We start from the raw sequence: 15,183 nt of genomic DNA, 5'->3' as shown, positions 1-15,183 counted from the left end.
AGGGAAACCGGGCCCCGCCGATAGGCTGGAGCGGTGACCCCAGAACAGCTCTCCGCCGCGATCGTCGACGTACTGACGACGCTGACGGAGGAGGGTGCCCTCACCCTCCCCGACGGCGTCCCGACCAGCGTGACGGTGGAGCGACCCCGGCAGAAGGGGCACGGCGACTACGCCACCAACGTGGCGATGCAGCTGGCCAAGAAGGCCGGCACCAATCCGCGGGCGCTGGCCGAGCTGATCGCCGCGAGGCTGGCCGAGAACGCCGGCGTGGCCGGCGTCGAGGTCGCCGGGCCGGGCTTCCTCAACGTCACCGTCGACGCCGGGGCGCAGGGAGCCCTGGCGGCGCAGATCGTCGCGGCCGGTCCGTCGTACGGGCGCAGCGACGTGCTCGCCGGCAGCCGGATCAACGTCGAGTTCATCTCGGCCAACCCCACCGGGCCGCTGCACCTGGGCCACACCCGCTGGGCGGTGCTGGGCGACGCGATCGCGCGGGTGCTCGCCGCCGCCGGGGCCGACGTGGTCCGCGAGTTCTACATCAACGACCGCGGCGTGCAGATGAATCACTTCGCCGACTCGATCATCGCCGCGGCTACCGGACAGCCCACGCCCCAGGACGGGTACGCCGGCGCCTACATCGAGGACCTGGCCAAGGCCGTGGAGGCGGCCAGCCCGGGCATCTTCTCGCTGCCGGACGACGAGCGCCGGGCGGCGGTGCGGGCCAAGGGCTACGAGCTGCAGCTCAAGGAGCAGCAGGAGCAGCTCGAGCTGTTCAACACCCACTTCGACGTGTGGTTCTCCGAGCTGTCGCTGCACGACGGCGGGGAGGTGCCCGAGACGCTCAAGCGTCTCGAGTCGCTCGGTCACGTGTACGAGGACGGCGGCGCGCTGTGGATGCGCACCACCGACTTCGGCGACGACAAGGACCGGGTGCTGATCAAGTCCGACGGCGAGCTGACCTACTTCGCCTCCGACACCGCCTACTACCTCAACAAGCGCGCCCGCGGCTTCGACCGCTGCCTCTACCTGCTCGGCGCCGACCACCACGGCTACGTCGGCCGGCTCAAGGCGATGGCCGCCTGCGTGGGCGACGACCCCGCCCAGACCCTCGACGTACTCATCGGGCAGCTGGTCAAGATCCTGCGCGACGGTGCCGAGGTCAGGCTCTCCAAGCGCGCCGGCACGATCGTGACGCTGCACGAGCTGGCCGAGGAGATCGGGGTCGACGCGCTGCGCTACTCGCTGGCGCGCTATCCCGCAGACAGCCCGCTGACGCTCGACATCGCCGAGATCACCAAGGCGTCCAACGACAACCCGGTTTACTACGTGCAGTACGCCCATGCCCGGACCTGCGCCATGGTCCGCAACGCCACCGACCTCGGCATGGAGCTGCCCGACGGCGACGCGTTCGACCCGAGCCTGCTCTCCCACGAACGCGACGGCGAGCTGGTGCGGGCGCTCGCGGAGTTCCCGAGGGTGGTGGCCGCGGCCGCCGAGCTGCGCGAGCCGCACCGGATCGCGCGCTACCTGGAGGACACCGCCTCGGTGTTCAACAAGTGGTACGACACCAAGGAGTGCCGGATGCTGCCGCAGGGCGACGAGCCCGTCTCGGCCGCGAACCTGGCCCGCCTGGTCCTGGTGGTCGCGACCCAGACCGTCCTCCGCAACGGCCTGGGCCTGCTCGGCGTCAGCGCCCCGGAGCGGATGTGAACACCCCCACACGCCGCTCGCTGCGCTCGCGCCGCGCCGGGGGCCCCGAATGAGCGGCCGGGTCCCACCCGGTGACTTCGCGGGCTCCTCGCCGGTCTGGCTGCGCCAGCCGGAGGATGTCAACGCGCTCGTGCCCGCGCTGTGGTCGCGCACCGCATGCAAGGACGCCGACGGCGTGCTGCACGTCGGCGGGCTCTCGGTCGCCGACGTGGTCGCCAACGTCAACACGCCGGCCTACCTGCTGGACGAGGACGACTTCCGCAGCCGGGCCCGCGCCTTCCGCGACGCCTTCGACGGGTACGACGTCTACTACGCCGGCAAGGCGTTCCTCAGCACCGCCGTCGCCCGCTGGGTGGAGGAGGAGGGACTCTGTCTCGACGTGTGCTCCGACGGTGAGCTGAGCGTCGCGCTGCGGGCCGGGGTCGACCCGGGCCGGATCGGCTACCACGGCAACAACAAGACCGCGATGGAGCTGCGTCGCGCCGTGCACGCCGGCGTCGGCCGGATCATTGTCGACTCGTTCGTCGAGATCGAGCGGATCGCCGACGTGGCGGCCCAGCTCGGTGTCGTCCAGCCGGTGATGGTGCGGGTCACCGCCGGTGTGGAGGCGCACACCCACGAGTTCATCGCGACCGCACACGAGGACCAGAAGTTCGGGCTCTCGATCAGCACCGGCGACGCCTTCGAGGCGGCCCGGCAGGTGCTCGCCGCGCCGAGCCTGGAGCTGCGCGGCCTGCACAGCCACATCGGCAGCCAGATCTTCGACACCTCCGGCTGGGAGGTCGCGGCCCGGCGGGTGCTGGCGCTGCACGCCCGGATCGCGGCCGAGCTCGGGCACACCCTCCCCGAGCTCGACCTCGGCGGCGGCTTCGGCATCGCCTACACCACCCAGGACGATCCGGCCGAGCCGGCCGTCCTCGCCGAGCAGATCACCGCGATCGTCACCGCCGAGTGCGCGGCACTGGGCCTCGACGTCCCGCACCTGTCGATCGAGCCGGGACGTGCGATCGTCGGCCCGGCGATGTGCACGGTCTACACGGTCGGCACGGTCAAGCAGGTCGCCCTGGACGGCGGCGCCACCCGCACCTACGTCAGCGTCGACGGCGGCATGAGCGACAACATCCGCCCGGCCCTGTACGACGCCGACTACTCCTGCACGCTCGCCTCGCGGCACAGCGCCGCGGCCCCGGTGCTGGCCCGGGTGGTGGGCAAGCACTGTGAGTCCGGCGACATCGTGGTCAAGGACGAGTTCCTGCCCGGTGACGTCGGCCCCGGCGATCTTCTCGCCGTACCTGCCACGGGGGCCTATGGCCGCTCGATGGCCTCGAACTACAACCACGCGCTGCGGCCGCCGGTGGTGGCGGTCAGGGACGGGCAGTTCCGGGTCATCGTGCGGCGCGAGACGATCGACGACCTGCTCGCCACCGATCTGGGCTGAGACATGGGCTGACCTCGTCCGGGTACTTGCACGTCTCCGACCGAAGGAGGACCCGATGGGTTTCGACGACAAGCTGGAGAACAAGGCCGAGGAGCTCAAGGGCGAGGTCAAGGAGAAGTACGGCGACGCCACCGACGACGAGAGCATGCAGGCCGAGGGCAAGACCGACCAGGCCAAGGCCGATCTCAAGCAGGCCGGCGAGAAGGTGAAGGACGTCTTCGAGTGACGACGGAGCGCTGACTCCAAAGTGTCACCGTGACAGTTTGCGCCGTGGGTGACATTTCAGAGGTGTCACCCACGGCGCGAACTATCACCGTGACAGTTTGGATGGAGGCCGAGGGTGGGGGCCGTCCCACGGGCGCGCCTACGTTCCACCCCGACCCGGGTTCGCCGATACCCTGGTGCGGTGACCGAACCCCTCAAGGTGGCCGTGCTGGGCTGCGGCTCCGTCGGCTCGCAGGTGGTGCGACTGCTGCATGAGCAGTCCGCCGACCTCGCCGCGCGGGTGGGCGCACCCCTGGAGCTGATCGGCGTGGCGGTACGACGCCTGGACGCGCCCCGTGACGCGGACGTGTCGGCCGAGCTGCTCACCACCGACGCCGCGGGTCTGGTCGCCCGGGCGGACGTGGTGGTCGAGGTGATCGGTGGGATCGAGCCGGCCCGCGGCCTGATCCTGGCCGCGCTGGAGAACGGCGCCAGCGTGGTGACCGCGAACAAGGCGCTGCTCGCCGAGGACGGCGCCACCCTGTTCGAGGCCGCCGAGAAGGCCGGCCGCGATCTCTACTACGAGGCCGCCGTCGCCGGCGCCATCCCGATCCTGCGGCCGCTGCGCGAGTCGCTGGCGGGGGACCGCGTCACCAAGGTGATGGGCATCGTCAACGGCACCACCAACTACATCCTCGACAAGATGGACACCTACGGCACCGGATTCGCCGAGGCGTTGGCCGAGGCCCAGGAGCTCGGGTACGCCGAGGCTGATCCGACCGCCGACGTCGAGGGCTTCGACGCCGCCGCCAAGGCCGCCATCCTGGCCAGCCTGGCCTTCCACACCCGGGTCAGCGCCAGCGACGTCCACCGTGAGGGCATCGCCGACGTCACCGCCGCCGACGTGGCCTCCGCCAGGCAGATGGGCTGCGTGGTGAAGCTGCTGGCGATCACCGAGCTGAGGGACGACGCGGTCAGTGCCCGGGTGCACCCGGTGATGATCCCGCGCAGCCATCCGCTGGCCAGCGTGCGCGACGCCTACAACGCGGTCTTCGTGGAGTCCGAGGCGGCCGGCCAGCTGATGTTCTACGGCCGCGGCGCCGGGGGCTCCCCGACGGCGAGCGCCGTGCTGGGCGACCTGGTCACGGTGGCCCGCAACCGGCTCGCCGAGACCAGGGGCGCCGGCGCGTCGACGTACGCCGCACGGGTGATCCTGCCGATGGGCGAGGTCGTGACCCGCTACCACGTGGCGATCGACGTCGACGACCGTGCCGGCGTGCTGGCCGCCGTGGCGCAGGCGTTCGCCGAGCACGGCGTGTCGATCCAGACGGTCCGCCAGGAGGGCCGGGGCGCCGACGCCCAGCTCGTCGTGGTCTCGCACACCGCCACCGACGCGCAGCTGAGCGCGACGGTGGAGAGCCTGCACGGCATGGACATCGTCCGCGACGTCACCTCGGTGATGCGCGTGGAGGGGGAGGAATGAGTAGCACTCAGCAGTGGCGCGGCGTCATCGAGGAGTATCGCGAGCTCCTGGACATCCCGGCCGGAACGCCGTCGATCACCCTGGGCGAGGGCGGTACGCCGCTGGTCCGCTCGGCCTGGCTCTCCGGCGTCACCGACGGTGAGGTCTGGCTCAAGGTCGAGGGCGCCAACCCGACCGGCTCGTTCAAGGACCGCGGCATGACCGCCGCGATCTCGGTCGCCGTCCACGAGGGCGCGCGGGCGTGCGTGTGCGCCAGCACCGGCAACACCTCGGCCTCGATGGCGGCCTACGCCGCGAAGGCCGGCATCACCCCGATCGTGCTCGTGCCCGACGGCAAGATCGCGGCCGGCAAGCTCGCCCAGGCGCTGGTCCACGGCGCCCAGGTGGTGCGGGTACGGGGCAACTTCGACGACTGCCTGAAGATGTCGCGCGGCCTGGCCGAGCACTACCCGGTGGCGCTGGTCAACAGCGTGAACCCGGTGCGGCTCCAGGGCCAGAAGACCGCGTCGTTCGAGGTCGTGGACCGGCTTGGCGACGCACCCGACTACCACCTCATGCCGATCGGCAACGCCGGCAACATGAGCGCCTACTGGCTCGGTTACACCGAGTACGCCGCCGCCGGGAACGCCACCAGGACTCCGGTGATGCGGGCCTTCCAGGCCGAGGGCGCGGCGCCGCTGGTGCTGGGCCACCCGGTCGAGCACCCCGAGACCAAGGCGACCGCCATCCGGATCGGCAACCCGGCCTCCTGGAAGCTCGCCGAGGCGGCGCGGGATGCCTCCGGTGGCCGGTTCAAGGCGCTCTCGGACCAGCAGATCCTCTCCGCGCAGGCCGAGCTGGCCCGCCGCGACGGGGTCTTCGTCGAACCGGCCTCCGCGGCCGGCGTCGCCGGCCTGCTCGACGACGTGGCCGCCGGCGACTCCTACGCCGGCAAAGTCGTGGTCATCACCGTCACCGGACACGGGTTGAAGGACACCGTCACCGCGCTGGAGTTCTTCGGCGAGGTGCCCGAGATCGTGGTCGACGCCGACATCGACGCGGCCGCGGCCGCGGCCGGCCTGGTCTGATGCCGTTCGTCACCGGCCCGGTCACCGTCCAGGTGCCGGCGACCTCGGCCAACCTCGGCCCGGGCTTCGACTCGCTCGGGCTGGCGCTGGCGCTGCACGACGCCCTGACCGGCGAGGTCCTCGCCACCGGCCTGGAGGTCGTGGTCAGCGGAGCCGGCGCCGACGAGGTGCCACGGGACGAGTCGCACCTGGTCGTGCGGGCCATGCGCGCCGCCTTCGCCGCGCTGGGGGAGCAGCCGCCCGGGCTGCGGCTGACCTGCGAGAACGTCATCCCGCACGCGCGTGGGCTGGGCTCCTCCTCGGCCGCGATCGTGGGCGGCATCGTGCTGGCTCGGGCGCTGGTCGCCGACGGCGCCGGGCGGCTCGACGACGACGCGGCGTTCCGACTCGCCGCCGAGATCGAGGGCCATCCCGACAACGTCGCACCGGCGCTGTACGGCGGCTTCACCATCTCCGGCCGTGATGACGCCGGCTTCTACTCCGTCGGATCGCCGGTCGCGGCCGGGATCCGCACGGTCGTCTTCGTGCCGCCGACCGGCGTCGAGACGAAGGTCGCCCGCGGGCTGCTGCCGGAGACGGTGTCCCACCGCGACGCGGCCGCCGACGCGGGCCGAGCCGCGCTGCTGGTGGCCGCGCTCGCCGGCCAGCCGGCGCAGTTGCTGCGGGCCACCGGTGACTACCTGCACCAGGAGCACCGCCGGCCGGCGATGCCGGAGTCGCTGGCGCTGGTGGACACGCTGCGTGCCGACGGCGTACCTGCCGTGGTGTCGGGCGCCGGACCCACGGTGCTCGCGTTCTGCGAGGACGCCGAGCCGCTCCTGGCGCGTACGCCGCCGGGCTGGTTCGCCTGGGGGCTCGACATCGAGCCGTCCGGCGCGCACGTCGTGGAATGAATCCGGCGTGACGGGTGCTACATTGATCACGCGCCGGTGATCTCGGCGTAGCATCCCGCGAGGCATGGCGACCTGTTCATGCGACCGCTGGGTGTGACTCCCCTCCATTTCCCGTGTGGATCTGCTCTGCACAACCGGCGAGACCGTGCCGCCTGCCCGGTCCACCGTCGGGGAGGGGAGAACTGACAAGACAAGCCGTCGGCTCCACCGTCAGGGTGTGCCCGGCTGTGATACGTGGGAAGGACCTCACGTGACGGAAACGATCGAATCCGCCGAGGTTGCGCCGAAGAAGAGGGCGACCGGCGGACTCAACTCCATGCTGCTCGCCGACCTCAAGGCGATGGCCAGCGGCATGGGCATCTCGGGGTCGGGGTCGATGAAGAAGGCCCAGCTGATCGACGCCATCAAGGCGGCGCAGGGCACTCGCGCCGCCGAGCGTCCGGCTGCCCAGGCCGCCCCGGCCGAGGGGGAGAGCAAGCCGCGTCAGCGGCAGCGCAAGCCGAAGGCCGACGCGGCCGCCGAGGGCTCCGCCGGCGGCTCCGCCGCGAGCGAGGCGCCGTCGCCCCAGGCCGAGAGGCCGCAGCGCGCACCCAAGGCCGAGAAGGCCCAGGGCGAGAAGCAGGGCGACAAGCAGGGGGAGATGCCGGTCGAGAGGGGCGAGGCGAAGACCGAGTCCGACCGGGACGCCCAGAAGCAGGATGCCCAGCGCGAGAGCCGCCAGGGCCGCCAGGGCAACCACGGCAACCAGGGCAACCAGGGCCGCCAAGGACATCAGGGCGGCCAAGGACACCAGGGCGGCACCCAGGGTGGCACCGAGGCCAGCCAGAACCAGAACCAGAACCGCAACGCCGCGGCGGCTGACGGCGACGCCGACGGTGGCAGCCGTCGCAACCGCCGCCGTCGTGGCCGGGATCGCGACCGCGGCCGGACCGGTTCGCCGCGCGGCGAGATCGACATCGAGATCCGCGAGGACGACGTCCTGGTGCCGGCTGCCGGCATCCTGGACGTGCTGGACAACTACGCCTTCGTCCGCACCAGCGGCTACCTGCCCGGCCCGGACGACGTGTACGTCTCCCTCTCGATGGTGCGCAAGCTCGGCCTGCGCCGCGGCGACGCCATCGTCGGCCAGGTGCGCCAGCCCCGTGAGGGCGAGCGCAAGGAGAAGTTCAACCCGATGGTGCGCATCGACTCGGTCAACGGGGCGGACCCGGGCCAGGCGGTCAGCCGGGTGGACTTCGCCAAGCTGACTCCGCTCTACGCCAGCGAGCGGCTGCGGATGGAGACCGACGCGACCAACCTGATCGGTCGCGTCATCGACATCGCGGCGCCGATCGGCAAGGGCCAGCGCGGCCTGATCGTCTCGCCCGCCAAGGCCGGCAAGACGATGATCATGCAGTCGATCGCGAACTCGATCACCACCAACAACCCCGAGTGCCACCTGATGGTGGTCCTGGTCGACGAGCGGCCCGAGGAGGTCACCGACTTCCAGCGCTCGGTCAAGGGTGAGGTCATCTCCAGCACGTTCGACCGCCCGGCCAGCGACCACACCATCGTCGCCGAGTTGGCGATCGAGCGCGCGAAGCGCTTGGTCGAGCTCGGCCATGACGTCGTCGTACTCCTCGATGGCATCACCCGGCTGGGGCGGGCCTACAACCTCGCCGCTCCGGCGAGCGGCCGGATCCTGTCCGGCGGTGTCGACTCGGCGGCGCTCTACCCGCCGAAGAAGTTCTTCGGCGCCGCCCGCAACATCGAGAACGGCGGCTCGCTGACTATCCTCGCGACCGCGCTCATCGAGTCCGGCTCGAAGATGGACGAGGTGATCTTCGAGGAGTTCAAGGGCACCGGCAACATGGAGATCCGGCTGCGCCGCGACTTCGCCGAGAAGCGGCTCTTCCCGGCCATCGACGTGGTGCAGTCCGGCACCCGGCGCGAGGAGCTCATCGTCAGCAAGGAAGAGCTCGCCATCATCTGGAAGCTCCGCCGGCTGCTCTCCGCGCTCGAGGGCCAGCAGGCCCTGGAGCTGTTGCTGGAGCGGCTGAAGAAGACGCACAGCAACGTCGAGTTCCTGATGCAGGTGCAGAAGACCACCCCGGGCGCGGACAGCATCTGAGCATCGACGACGGCCGCCGGGGGAATTGGTTCCCGGCGGCCGTTGTTCGTAGGATGGCCCGTCGGCTCCGGTTCACGTCCCGCACACGCGATGACGACCCGGCGCCCCAAGAGATGAGGACACCATGAAGGCTGACATCCACCCGACCTACGTGGAGACCCAGGTCACCTGCACCTGCGGCAACACGTTCACCACCCGCTCGACCAAGGCCGACGGCGTCATCCGCGCCGACGTCTGCAGCGCGTGCCACCCGTTCTACACCGGCAAGCAGAAGATCCTCGACACCGGCGGCCGCGTGGCCCGCTTCGAGGCTCGCTACGGCAAGAAGAAGTAGTCGAATCGGGGATTTCGCACGTCCGAATCCGGATTCAAGGCCCGCCGCTCCTCCGGAGTCGGCGGGCCTTTCCCTTCTGGATGGTGCAAAGTTGCGGATTCGCGGGTGTGAAATCCCCGATTCGACGGGAGCAGGATGTTCGAGGCAGTAGAGGGGCTCGTCGCCGAGCACGCCGGCCTGGAGAAGCGGCTGGCGGAGCCGGAGACACACGCCGACGCCCGCCTGGCCAAGCGGCTCAACCAGCGCTACGCCGAGCTCAACGCCATCATCGGCGCCTGGCGCGAGTGGCGGCAGTTGGGCGACGACATCGAGGCCGCCAGGGAGCTGGCCGGTGACGATCCGGCCTTCGCTGAGGAGGCGGAGGCGCTCGCCCCCCGTCGCGACGAGGCCGAGGAGCGGCTGCGGCGGCTGCTGGTGCCGCGCGACCCGACCGACGACAAGGACGCCATCCTCGAGGTGAAGTCGGGGGAGGGTGGCGAGGAGTCGGCGCTGTTCGCCGGCGACCTGCTGCGGATGTACACCCGCTACGCCGAGCGGCTGGGGTGGAAGGTCGAGATCCTCGACGCCACCGAGTCGGACCTGGGCGGGTACAAGTCGGTCACGGTCGCGGTCAAGGCCAAGGGCACCCCGGAGCCGGGCCAGGCGCCGTACGCGCTGCTGAAGTTCGAGGGCGGCGTGCACCGCGTGCAGCGGGTCCCCGTCACCGAGAGCCAGGGCCGGGTCCACACCAGCGCCGCGGGCGTGCTCGTGATGCCGGAGGCGGAGCAGGTCGACGTAGAGGTCAACGAGAACGACCTGCGCATCGACGTCTTCCGCAGCTCCGGGCCCGGCGGGCAGAGCGTCAACACCACCGACTCCGCGGTCCGGATCACGCATCTGCCCACCGGCATCGTGGTCAGCTGTCAGAACGAGAAGTCCCAGCTGCAGAACAAGGAGCAGGCGCTGCGCATCTTGCGCGCGCGCCTGCTGCAGGCGGCGCAGGAGGCGGCCGACGCCGAGGCCAGCGACGCGCGCCGTAGCCAGGTGCGCACCGTGGACCGTTCGGAGCGGATCCGGACGTACAACTTCCCGGAGAACCGGATCTCCGACCACCGCACCGGCTACAAGTCCTACAACCTCGACCAGGTGCTCGACGGCGACCTCGGCCCGGTCATCGAGTCCTGCGTCGAAGCCGACCTGGCCGCTCGGCTGGAGGCGCTGGAGAAGTGAGCGCCCCCACCCGGCGCGAGCTGGTCGCCGACGCGACGCGACGGTTGCGGGCGGCCGGCGTCTCCAGTCCCGAGTACGACGCCACGACGCTGCTCGCCCACGTCCTGGGCACCACCCGCTCACAGCTCGCCCTCGTCGACGAGGTGGCCCCGGCGCGGGCCGGCGAGTTCGAGGAGCTGGTCGCGCGGCGCAGCGCACGCGAGCCGTTGCAGCACCTGACCGGTGTCGCCTACTTCCGGCACGTCGAGCTCGCGGTGGGCCCGGGCGTGTTCGTGCCGCGGCCGGAGACCGAGCTGCTGGCCGGCTGGGCGGTCGAGGTCTCGACACGCCTCGCTGCGCTCGGCGGCCCGACCATCGAGGGGCGACCCGTGGTGGTCGACCTGTGCACCGGCTCGGGCGCGATCGCGAAGGCCGTCCGAGACGAGGTGCCGAGCGCCGAGGTGCACGCGGTCGAGCTGAGCCCCGAGGCGTTCGCCTGGGCCGAGCGCAACCTCGCCGGGACCGGCGTCGACCTGCGCCTGGGTGATGCGTTCACCGCGTTCGACGACCTGCTGGGCGGTGTCGACGTGGTGGTGTGCAACCCGCCGTACATCCCGCTGGAGGCGTGGGAGTCGGTCGCGGTGGAGGCGCGCGACCACGACCCGCACCTGGCGCTGTTCTCCGGTCAGGACGGCCTGGACGCGATCCGCAGGCTCGAGCGCCGAGCGGCTCAGCTGCTGCGGCCCGGCGGGGCGGTCGGGTTCGAGCACGCCGACGAGCAGGGCGAGGTCGCGCCGGCCGTGTTCAGCGCCGGCGGCCGGTGGTCCGACGTACGCGATCACCGCGACCTGGCAGGGCGTGCGCGGTTCACCACCGCGAGGCTGGCACGATGACCCCCATGAGCATGCGGTACGCGACCGGGACCGACGAGGAGCGCGACCAGGCGGTCGCCGCCGCCACCCGAGCACTGCGCGCGGGAGAGGTCGTCGTCCTGCCCACCGACACGGTCTACGGCATCGCCGCCGACGCGTTCGACCCCGAGGCGGTGCGCAGGCTGCTGGCCGCCAAGGGCCGCGGCCGCGACATGCCGCCGCCGGTGCTGATCAACTCGCCCGGCACCATCGACGCCCTCGCCACCCGGGTCCCGGACTGGGTGCGGGCGCTCCTGGTGGAGTTCTGGCCGGGGGCGCTCACCGTGGTCTGCCACCAGCAGGCGTCGCTGCAGTGGGACCTCGGCGAGACCCGGGGCACCGTCGCCGTCCGGATGCCGGACCATCCGGTCGCGCTGGAGATCCTCGGCCGGACCGGGCCGCTGGCCGTCAGCTCGGCCAACAAGACCGGCAAACCGGCCGCGCTCGACGCCGACGAGGCCGAGCAGATGCTCGGTGAGGACGTCGGCCTGATCATCGACGCCGGCCCCGTCGATGGGGGAGAGGCCTCGACCATCATCGACGCCACCGGTGCCGAGCCGCGGCTGCTGCGGCTGGGGGCGCTCCCGGTCGAGAAGCTGAACACCGTGCTGGCTCCGCACGGAGTGTCGGTCCAGGAGCCCTGATGCGGGCCTACCTGCTGCTCTTCCTGGTCGCCGGCGCCGTCACCTACCTGCTCACCGTCGTCGCCCGCGAGATCGCGCTGCGCACCGGCGCAGTGGCTCGGGTGCGCGACCGCGACGTGCACGACGAGCCGATCCCCTACCTCGGCGGCCTGGCGATGCTCGGCGGTCTGGGAGCGGCGTACCTGGTGGCCCGGCAGCTGCCCTTCCTCACCGACACCCAGCCGTTCGTGCTGCGCGACGCCGGGGTGGTCCTCGTCGCGGGAGCGCTGATCTGCGCGGTCGGCGTCGTCGACGACATCGTGGAGCTGGACGCGCTGACCAAGCTCGGCGGCCAGATCCTCGCGGCGGCGGTGCTGATCTGGTTCGGGATCCAGTACACGTTCATCACCTGGTCCGAGGGCCAGGTCTTCACTCTGGACCCGGCCCAGGGTGCGCTGCTGACCGGCCTGGTGGTGGTCGCCACCGTCAACGCGGTCAACTTCGTCGACGGGCTCGACGGCCTGGCCGCGGGCGTGGTCGGCATCGGCGCCGCGGCGTTCTTCCTGTTCTCCTTCGAGCTGACCCGCGCCAACGGGCTGAGCCACGCCACCACCGCCGCGCTGCTCAGCATCGCGCTGGCCGGTGCCTGCGGTGGGTTCCTGGTGCACAACTGGCACCCGGCCCGGCTCTTCATGGGTGACAGCGGCTCGATGCTCATCGGCCTGGTGCTCTCGGCCAGCGCGGTCAGCCTCTCCGGGCAGTTCTCGCCCGAGCAGATCGCGGAGGGCGCCGGCGGCTCGAAGGCCAGCCTGCTGCCCACGTTGCTGCCGGTGCTGCTGCCGGTCACCATCCTGATCGTGCCGTTCACCGACCTGGTGCTCGCTGTCGTACGACGCACCCGGGCCGGCCGCTCGCCGTTCTCGCCCGACAAGCTCCACCTGCATCACCGCCTGCTCGAGATCGGGCACTCCCAGCGCCGTGCGGTGCTGATCATGTGGCTGTGGGCCGCCCTGATCGGCTTCGGGTCGGTGCTCGCCAGCCTCTACACCGGGCCCTGGATGTGGAGCGCGCTGGGCGCGATGGTCGTGCTCACGCTCGCGCTGACGTTCCTCCTGCCGAAGGTCTCCACGCCCGGACATCCCGCTCAGGGACCGCTCGCGGGCGATGGTCTGGACCGGGGTTGATCGATCCATTTCAGCGTGGCAGAGCGCTCGTGATAGGTTTCACGAGCGCCGGCTGGGAACCCCGCCCCGGTGCCAAAACAGCCCCTTGACACAGAACGGCCGCCAACGATGACGACCGCACACCGCGCCTCATTCACGAGCCAGTCCCTGGCTCCTGTGGGTGCCGTGCGCTGTGTTAGTTTCGGTCGATGGACGATGACCGCACGCCGCAGCCACTCGGTGGCCGCGACCTGCTCGGTCTCGGCGGCCTCCTCGCGGGCTCGGTGGTCGGCTGCACCCTGCTCGGCCTCCTTGTCGACCATCTCGCCGGCTCCTCGCCGATCGGGGTCATCGTGGGGGTCGCGCTCGGCATGGTCTGCGGTGCGGTCGGCTTCGCGGCACGGGTACGGCGCGCCTTGCACGGGTGAGGTGACCCGATGAGCGAGCACGTTCTTCCCCAGCCCGCCGATCACCCGCTGCGCCCCTCGATCGGCCGCGTGCTGCGCGACCAGCGCAAGATCGAACTGGTCGCCCTCGGCCTGATGATCTTCAGCCTGTGGTTCTACCAGCTGGGCTCCTGGGTCCTGCCCGGCTGCCTCGCGGCCGGCATCCTGCTCGGCCTGCTCAACCACCTGGCCACCGAGTACTGGCTGCTCAAGGTGATCTCCGGCGGTCACGCGCCGACCCGCGGCCAGATCACCCGTGCGACCATCATCCGGCTCTGCATCCTCGCCGTGATCGCGATCGCGATCGCCGTGGTGTTCTGGCCCGACGGGATCGGCGTCCTGCTCGGGCTCGCCATCTTCCGCCTCATCGCCCTGGTGATGACCACCCTCCCGCTGCTGAAGGAGCTGAAGAACCAATGAGCGGCATCGTTCTGCCCCTCGCGATCGACATCCACCCCGGCGAGCACCCGGAGTGGCACGCCTTCGGCATGACCTTCAACGCCGACACGATCTGGTGCAGCCTGATCGCGGGCGCGATCGTGCTGGTGATGGGCTTCGTGCTGCGCGGCGCGCTGACCAAGCGGAGCGAGGACCACGTCCCGAGCAAGCTGCAGATCCTCTGGGAGGCCGTCGTCGGTCAGGTCCAGACCCAGGTGGAGGACAACCTCGGCCGGGTGCACCCGTTCGTGGTGCCGCTCGCGGTCGCGCTGTTCTTCTTCATCCTGATCGCGAACTGGCTCGAGATGATCCCCAGCCAGATCAACGAGCACCACCGCGAGGTCCTGGTGGCGCCGACCGCGGACACGAACCTGACCTACGCGATGGCGATCCTTGCCATCGTCGGCGTGTGGATCTACGGCATCCGGGAGAAGGGCGTGAAGGGCTACTTCAGCCACTTCCTCCAGCCCTACCCGGTGCTGCTGCCGCTGAACATCCTCGAGGAGCTCGTCAAGCCGATCACGCTGGCGCTGCGACTCTTCGGCAACATCTTCGCCGGCGGCATCATGCTCGGTCTGATCGCCGGGCTGGTCAGCTGGAAGATCGGCGCCTTCCCCTTCGGCGGGATCCTCGCCGTCCTCGGCGACATCTTGTGGAAGCTCTTCGACATGGCGATCGGCGTGATCCAGGCGTTCATCTTCTCGCTGCTGACCGTGCTCTACTTCGGCATGGCCGGGGCTGGCCACGGCGGCGACGATCACGTCGAGAACGCCGAGCACCAGCACGGCGACCACACCCCGAAGACCCCCGAACTCGCGGCCTGAGCACCGCTCACGCCGTACCAGAGGTAAACCCAATGGCGCCGACCCTCGGCGCGGAACCAAGGAGAGACAGTGGCAACAACCATTGAGTCGGCCATCAAGACCGCCGGTGCCTTCGTCGGTGGTGGGCTCGCCCTCGGCGGCGGTGCGATCGGCGCCGGCGTCGGTGACGGCCTGGCAGGTTCGTCGTACATCCAGGGCGTGGCTCGCCAGCCGGAGGCCCAGGGTCGCCTGCAGACGATCTTCTTCCTGACCGTCGGTCTGGTCGAGGCGATGTTCTTCATCAACCTCGCCTTCATGGCCCTGTTCGTCTTCGTCCTGGGTAAGTGATCCTGCCCCGCTGGGGCAGTACGACCC

16 protein-coding genes are annotated in these 15,183 nt (G+C 70.9%); all 16 read left to right on the top strand.

What is annotated here, in order from left to right:
* The first annotated feature begins 33 nt into the window (after positions 1 to 33).
* Entirely contained in the window at positions 34 to 1,707 is a 1,674-nt protein-coding gene (argS, locus tag VHA72_RS13015; RefSeq protein WP_325575881.1) for an arginine--tRNA ligase, read from the top strand.
* Between the two features lie 49 nt (positions 1,708 to 1,756).
* Positions 1,757 to 3,145, top strand: coding sequence for a diaminopimelate decarboxylase (lysA, locus tag VHA72_RS13010; protein ID WP_325575879.1), 1,389 nt, complete (start codon positions 1,757 to 1,759; stop codon positions 3,143 to 3,145).
* 55 nt (positions 3,146 to 3,200) lie between these two features.
* Positions 3,201 to 3,371 carry a CsbD family protein gene (locus VHA72_RS13005; RefSeq protein WP_325575877.1) on the top strand — a complete coding sequence of 57 codons (171 nt, stop codon included), beginning with the start codon at positions 3,201 to 3,203 and terminating at the stop codon, positions 3,369 to 3,371.
* 180 nt (positions 3,372 to 3,551) lie between these two features.
* Positions 3,552 to 4,832, top strand: coding sequence for a homoserine dehydrogenase (locus VHA72_RS13000; protein ID WP_325575875.1), 1,281 nt, complete (start codon positions 3,552 to 3,554; stop codon positions 4,830 to 4,832).
* The gene (gene thrC / locus VHA72_RS12995; protein ID WP_325575873.1) at positions 4,829 to 5,899 is read left to right on the top strand and encodes a threonine synthase; all 1,071 of its coding nucleotides are present in this window, start codon (positions 4,829 to 4,831) and stop codon (positions 5,897 to 5,899) included. The genes VHA72_RS13000 and thrC overlap by 4 nt, the downstream gene beginning before the upstream one ends.
* Positions 5,899 to 6,792 (top strand): homoserine kinase, encoded by an 894-nt coding sequence (gene thrB / locus VHA72_RS12990; RefSeq protein ID WP_325575871.1) that lies wholly within the window; start codon positions 5,899 to 5,901, stop codon positions 6,790 to 6,792. Before thrC ends, thrB begins: the two co-directional genes overlap by 1 nt.
* A gap of 250 nt (positions 6,793 to 7,042) precedes the next feature.
* Positions 7,043 to 8,902 (top strand): transcription termination factor Rho, encoded by a 1,860-nt coding sequence (rho, locus tag VHA72_RS12985; protein WP_325575869.1) that lies wholly within the window; start codon positions 7,043 to 7,045, stop codon positions 8,900 to 8,902.
* Between the two features lie 124 nt (positions 8,903 to 9,026).
* Entirely contained in the window at positions 9,027 to 9,236 is a 210-nt protein-coding gene (rpmE, locus tag VHA72_RS12980) for a 50S ribosomal protein L31 (RefSeq protein ID WP_325575867.1), read from the top strand.
* 135 nt (positions 9,237 to 9,371) lie between these two features.
* Entirely contained in the window at positions 9,372 to 10,445 is a 1,074-nt protein-coding gene (gene prfA, locus VHA72_RS12975; protein ID WP_325575865.1) for a peptide chain release factor 1, read from the top strand.
* Positions 10,442 to 11,317: a peptide chain release factor N(5)-glutamine methyltransferase gene (prmC, locus tag VHA72_RS12970; RefSeq protein WP_325575863.1), complete on the top strand. Its 876-nt coding sequence runs from the start codon at positions 10,442 to 10,444 to the stop codon at positions 11,315 to 11,317. Before prfA ends, prmC begins: the two co-directional genes overlap by 4 nt.
* A gap of 5 nt (positions 11,318 to 11,322) precedes the next feature.
* Positions 11,323 to 11,979 carry an L-threonylcarbamoyladenylate synthase gene (locus tag VHA72_RS12965; RefSeq protein WP_325575861.1) on the top strand — a complete coding sequence of 219 codons (657 nt, stop codon included), beginning with the start codon at positions 11,323 to 11,325 and terminating at the stop codon, positions 11,977 to 11,979.
* A complete protein-coding gene (locus VHA72_RS12960; RefSeq protein ID WP_325575859.1) occupies positions 11,979 to 13,142 on the top strand; it encodes a glycosyltransferase family 4 protein in 1,164 nt (387 codons plus the stop codon). The genes VHA72_RS12965 and VHA72_RS12960 overlap by 1 nt, the downstream gene beginning before the upstream one ends.
* A 188-nt stretch (positions 13,143 to 13,330) precedes the next feature.
* Positions 13,331 to 13,549 (top strand): hypothetical protein, encoded by a 219-nt coding sequence (locus VHA72_RS12955; RefSeq protein ID WP_325575857.1) that lies wholly within the window; start codon positions 13,331 to 13,333, stop codon positions 13,547 to 13,549.
* Positions 13,550 to 13,558: 9 nt separating this feature from the next.
* Positions 13,559 to 13,987, top strand: coding sequence for an ATP synthase subunit I (locus VHA72_RS12950; RefSeq protein ID WP_325575855.1), 429 nt, complete (start codon positions 13,559 to 13,561; stop codon positions 13,985 to 13,987).
* Positions 13,984 to 14,829 carry a F0F1 ATP synthase subunit A gene (atpB, locus tag VHA72_RS12945; RefSeq protein ID WP_325575853.1) on the top strand — a complete coding sequence of 282 codons (846 nt, stop codon included), beginning with the start codon at positions 13,984 to 13,986 and terminating at the stop codon, positions 14,827 to 14,829. Before VHA72_RS12950 ends, atpB begins: the two co-directional genes overlap by 4 nt.
* 69 nt (positions 14,830 to 14,898) lie before the next feature.
* Positions 14,899 to 15,156, top strand: a complete 258-nt coding sequence (locus tag VHA72_RS12940) for a F0F1 ATP synthase subunit C (RefSeq protein ID WP_017935507.1) — start codon at positions 14,899 to 14,901, stop codon at positions 15,154 to 15,156.
* The last annotated feature ends 27 nt before the right edge of the window (positions 15,157 to 15,183 follow it).

The organism is Nocardioides sp., assembly GCF_035547795.1.
In the GTDB taxonomy this organism is placed as follows: domain Bacteria; phylum Actinomycetota; class Actinomycetes; order Propionibacteriales; family Nocardioidaceae; genus Nocardioides.
Note: the sequence above shows the minus strand (reverse complement) of the source record. Positions and strands in the feature narration are given on the sequence as shown.

Bases quoted from the DNA above. Each gene is read 5' to 3' on its own strand.
- lysA (WP_325575879.1), top strand. From the start codon at position 1,757: ATGAGCGGCCGGGTCCCACCCGGTGACTTCGCGGGCTCCTCGCCGGTC.
- VHA72_RS13005 (WP_325575877.1), top strand. From the start codon at position 3,201: ATGGGTTTCGACGACAAGCTGGAGAACAAGGCCGAGGAGCTCAAGGGC.
- thrC (WP_325575873.1), top strand. From the start codon at position 4,829: ATGAGTAGCACTCAGCAGTGGCGCGGCGTCATCGAGGAGTATCGCGAG.
- thrB (WP_325575871.1), top strand. From the start codon at position 5,899: ATGCCGTTCGTCACCGGCCCGGTCACCGTCCAGGTGCCGGCGACCTCG.
- rpmE (WP_325575867.1), top strand. From the start codon at position 9,027: ATGAAGGCTGACATCCACCCGACCTACGTGGAGACCCAGGTCACCTGC.
- prfA (WP_325575865.1), top strand. From the start codon at position 9,372: ATGTTCGAGGCAGTAGAGGGGCTCGTCGCCGAGCACGCCGGCCTGGAG.
- VHA72_RS12965 (WP_325575861.1), top strand. From the start codon at position 11,323: ATGAGCATGCGGTACGCGACCGGGACCGACGAGGAGCGCGACCAGGCG.
- VHA72_RS12960 (WP_325575859.1), top strand. From the start codon at position 11,979: ATGCGGGCCTACCTGCTGCTCTTCCTGGTCGCCGGCGCCGTCACCTAC.
- VHA72_RS12955 (WP_325575857.1), top strand. From the start codon at position 13,331: ATGGACGATGACCGCACGCCGCAGCCACTCGGTGGCCGCGACCTGCTC.
- VHA72_RS12950 (WP_325575855.1), top strand. From the start codon at position 13,559: ATGAGCGAGCACGTTCTTCCCCAGCCCGCCGATCACCCGCTGCGCCCC.
- atpB (WP_325575853.1), top strand. From the start codon at position 13,984: ATGAGCGGCATCGTTCTGCCCCTCGCGATCGACATCCACCCCGGCGAG.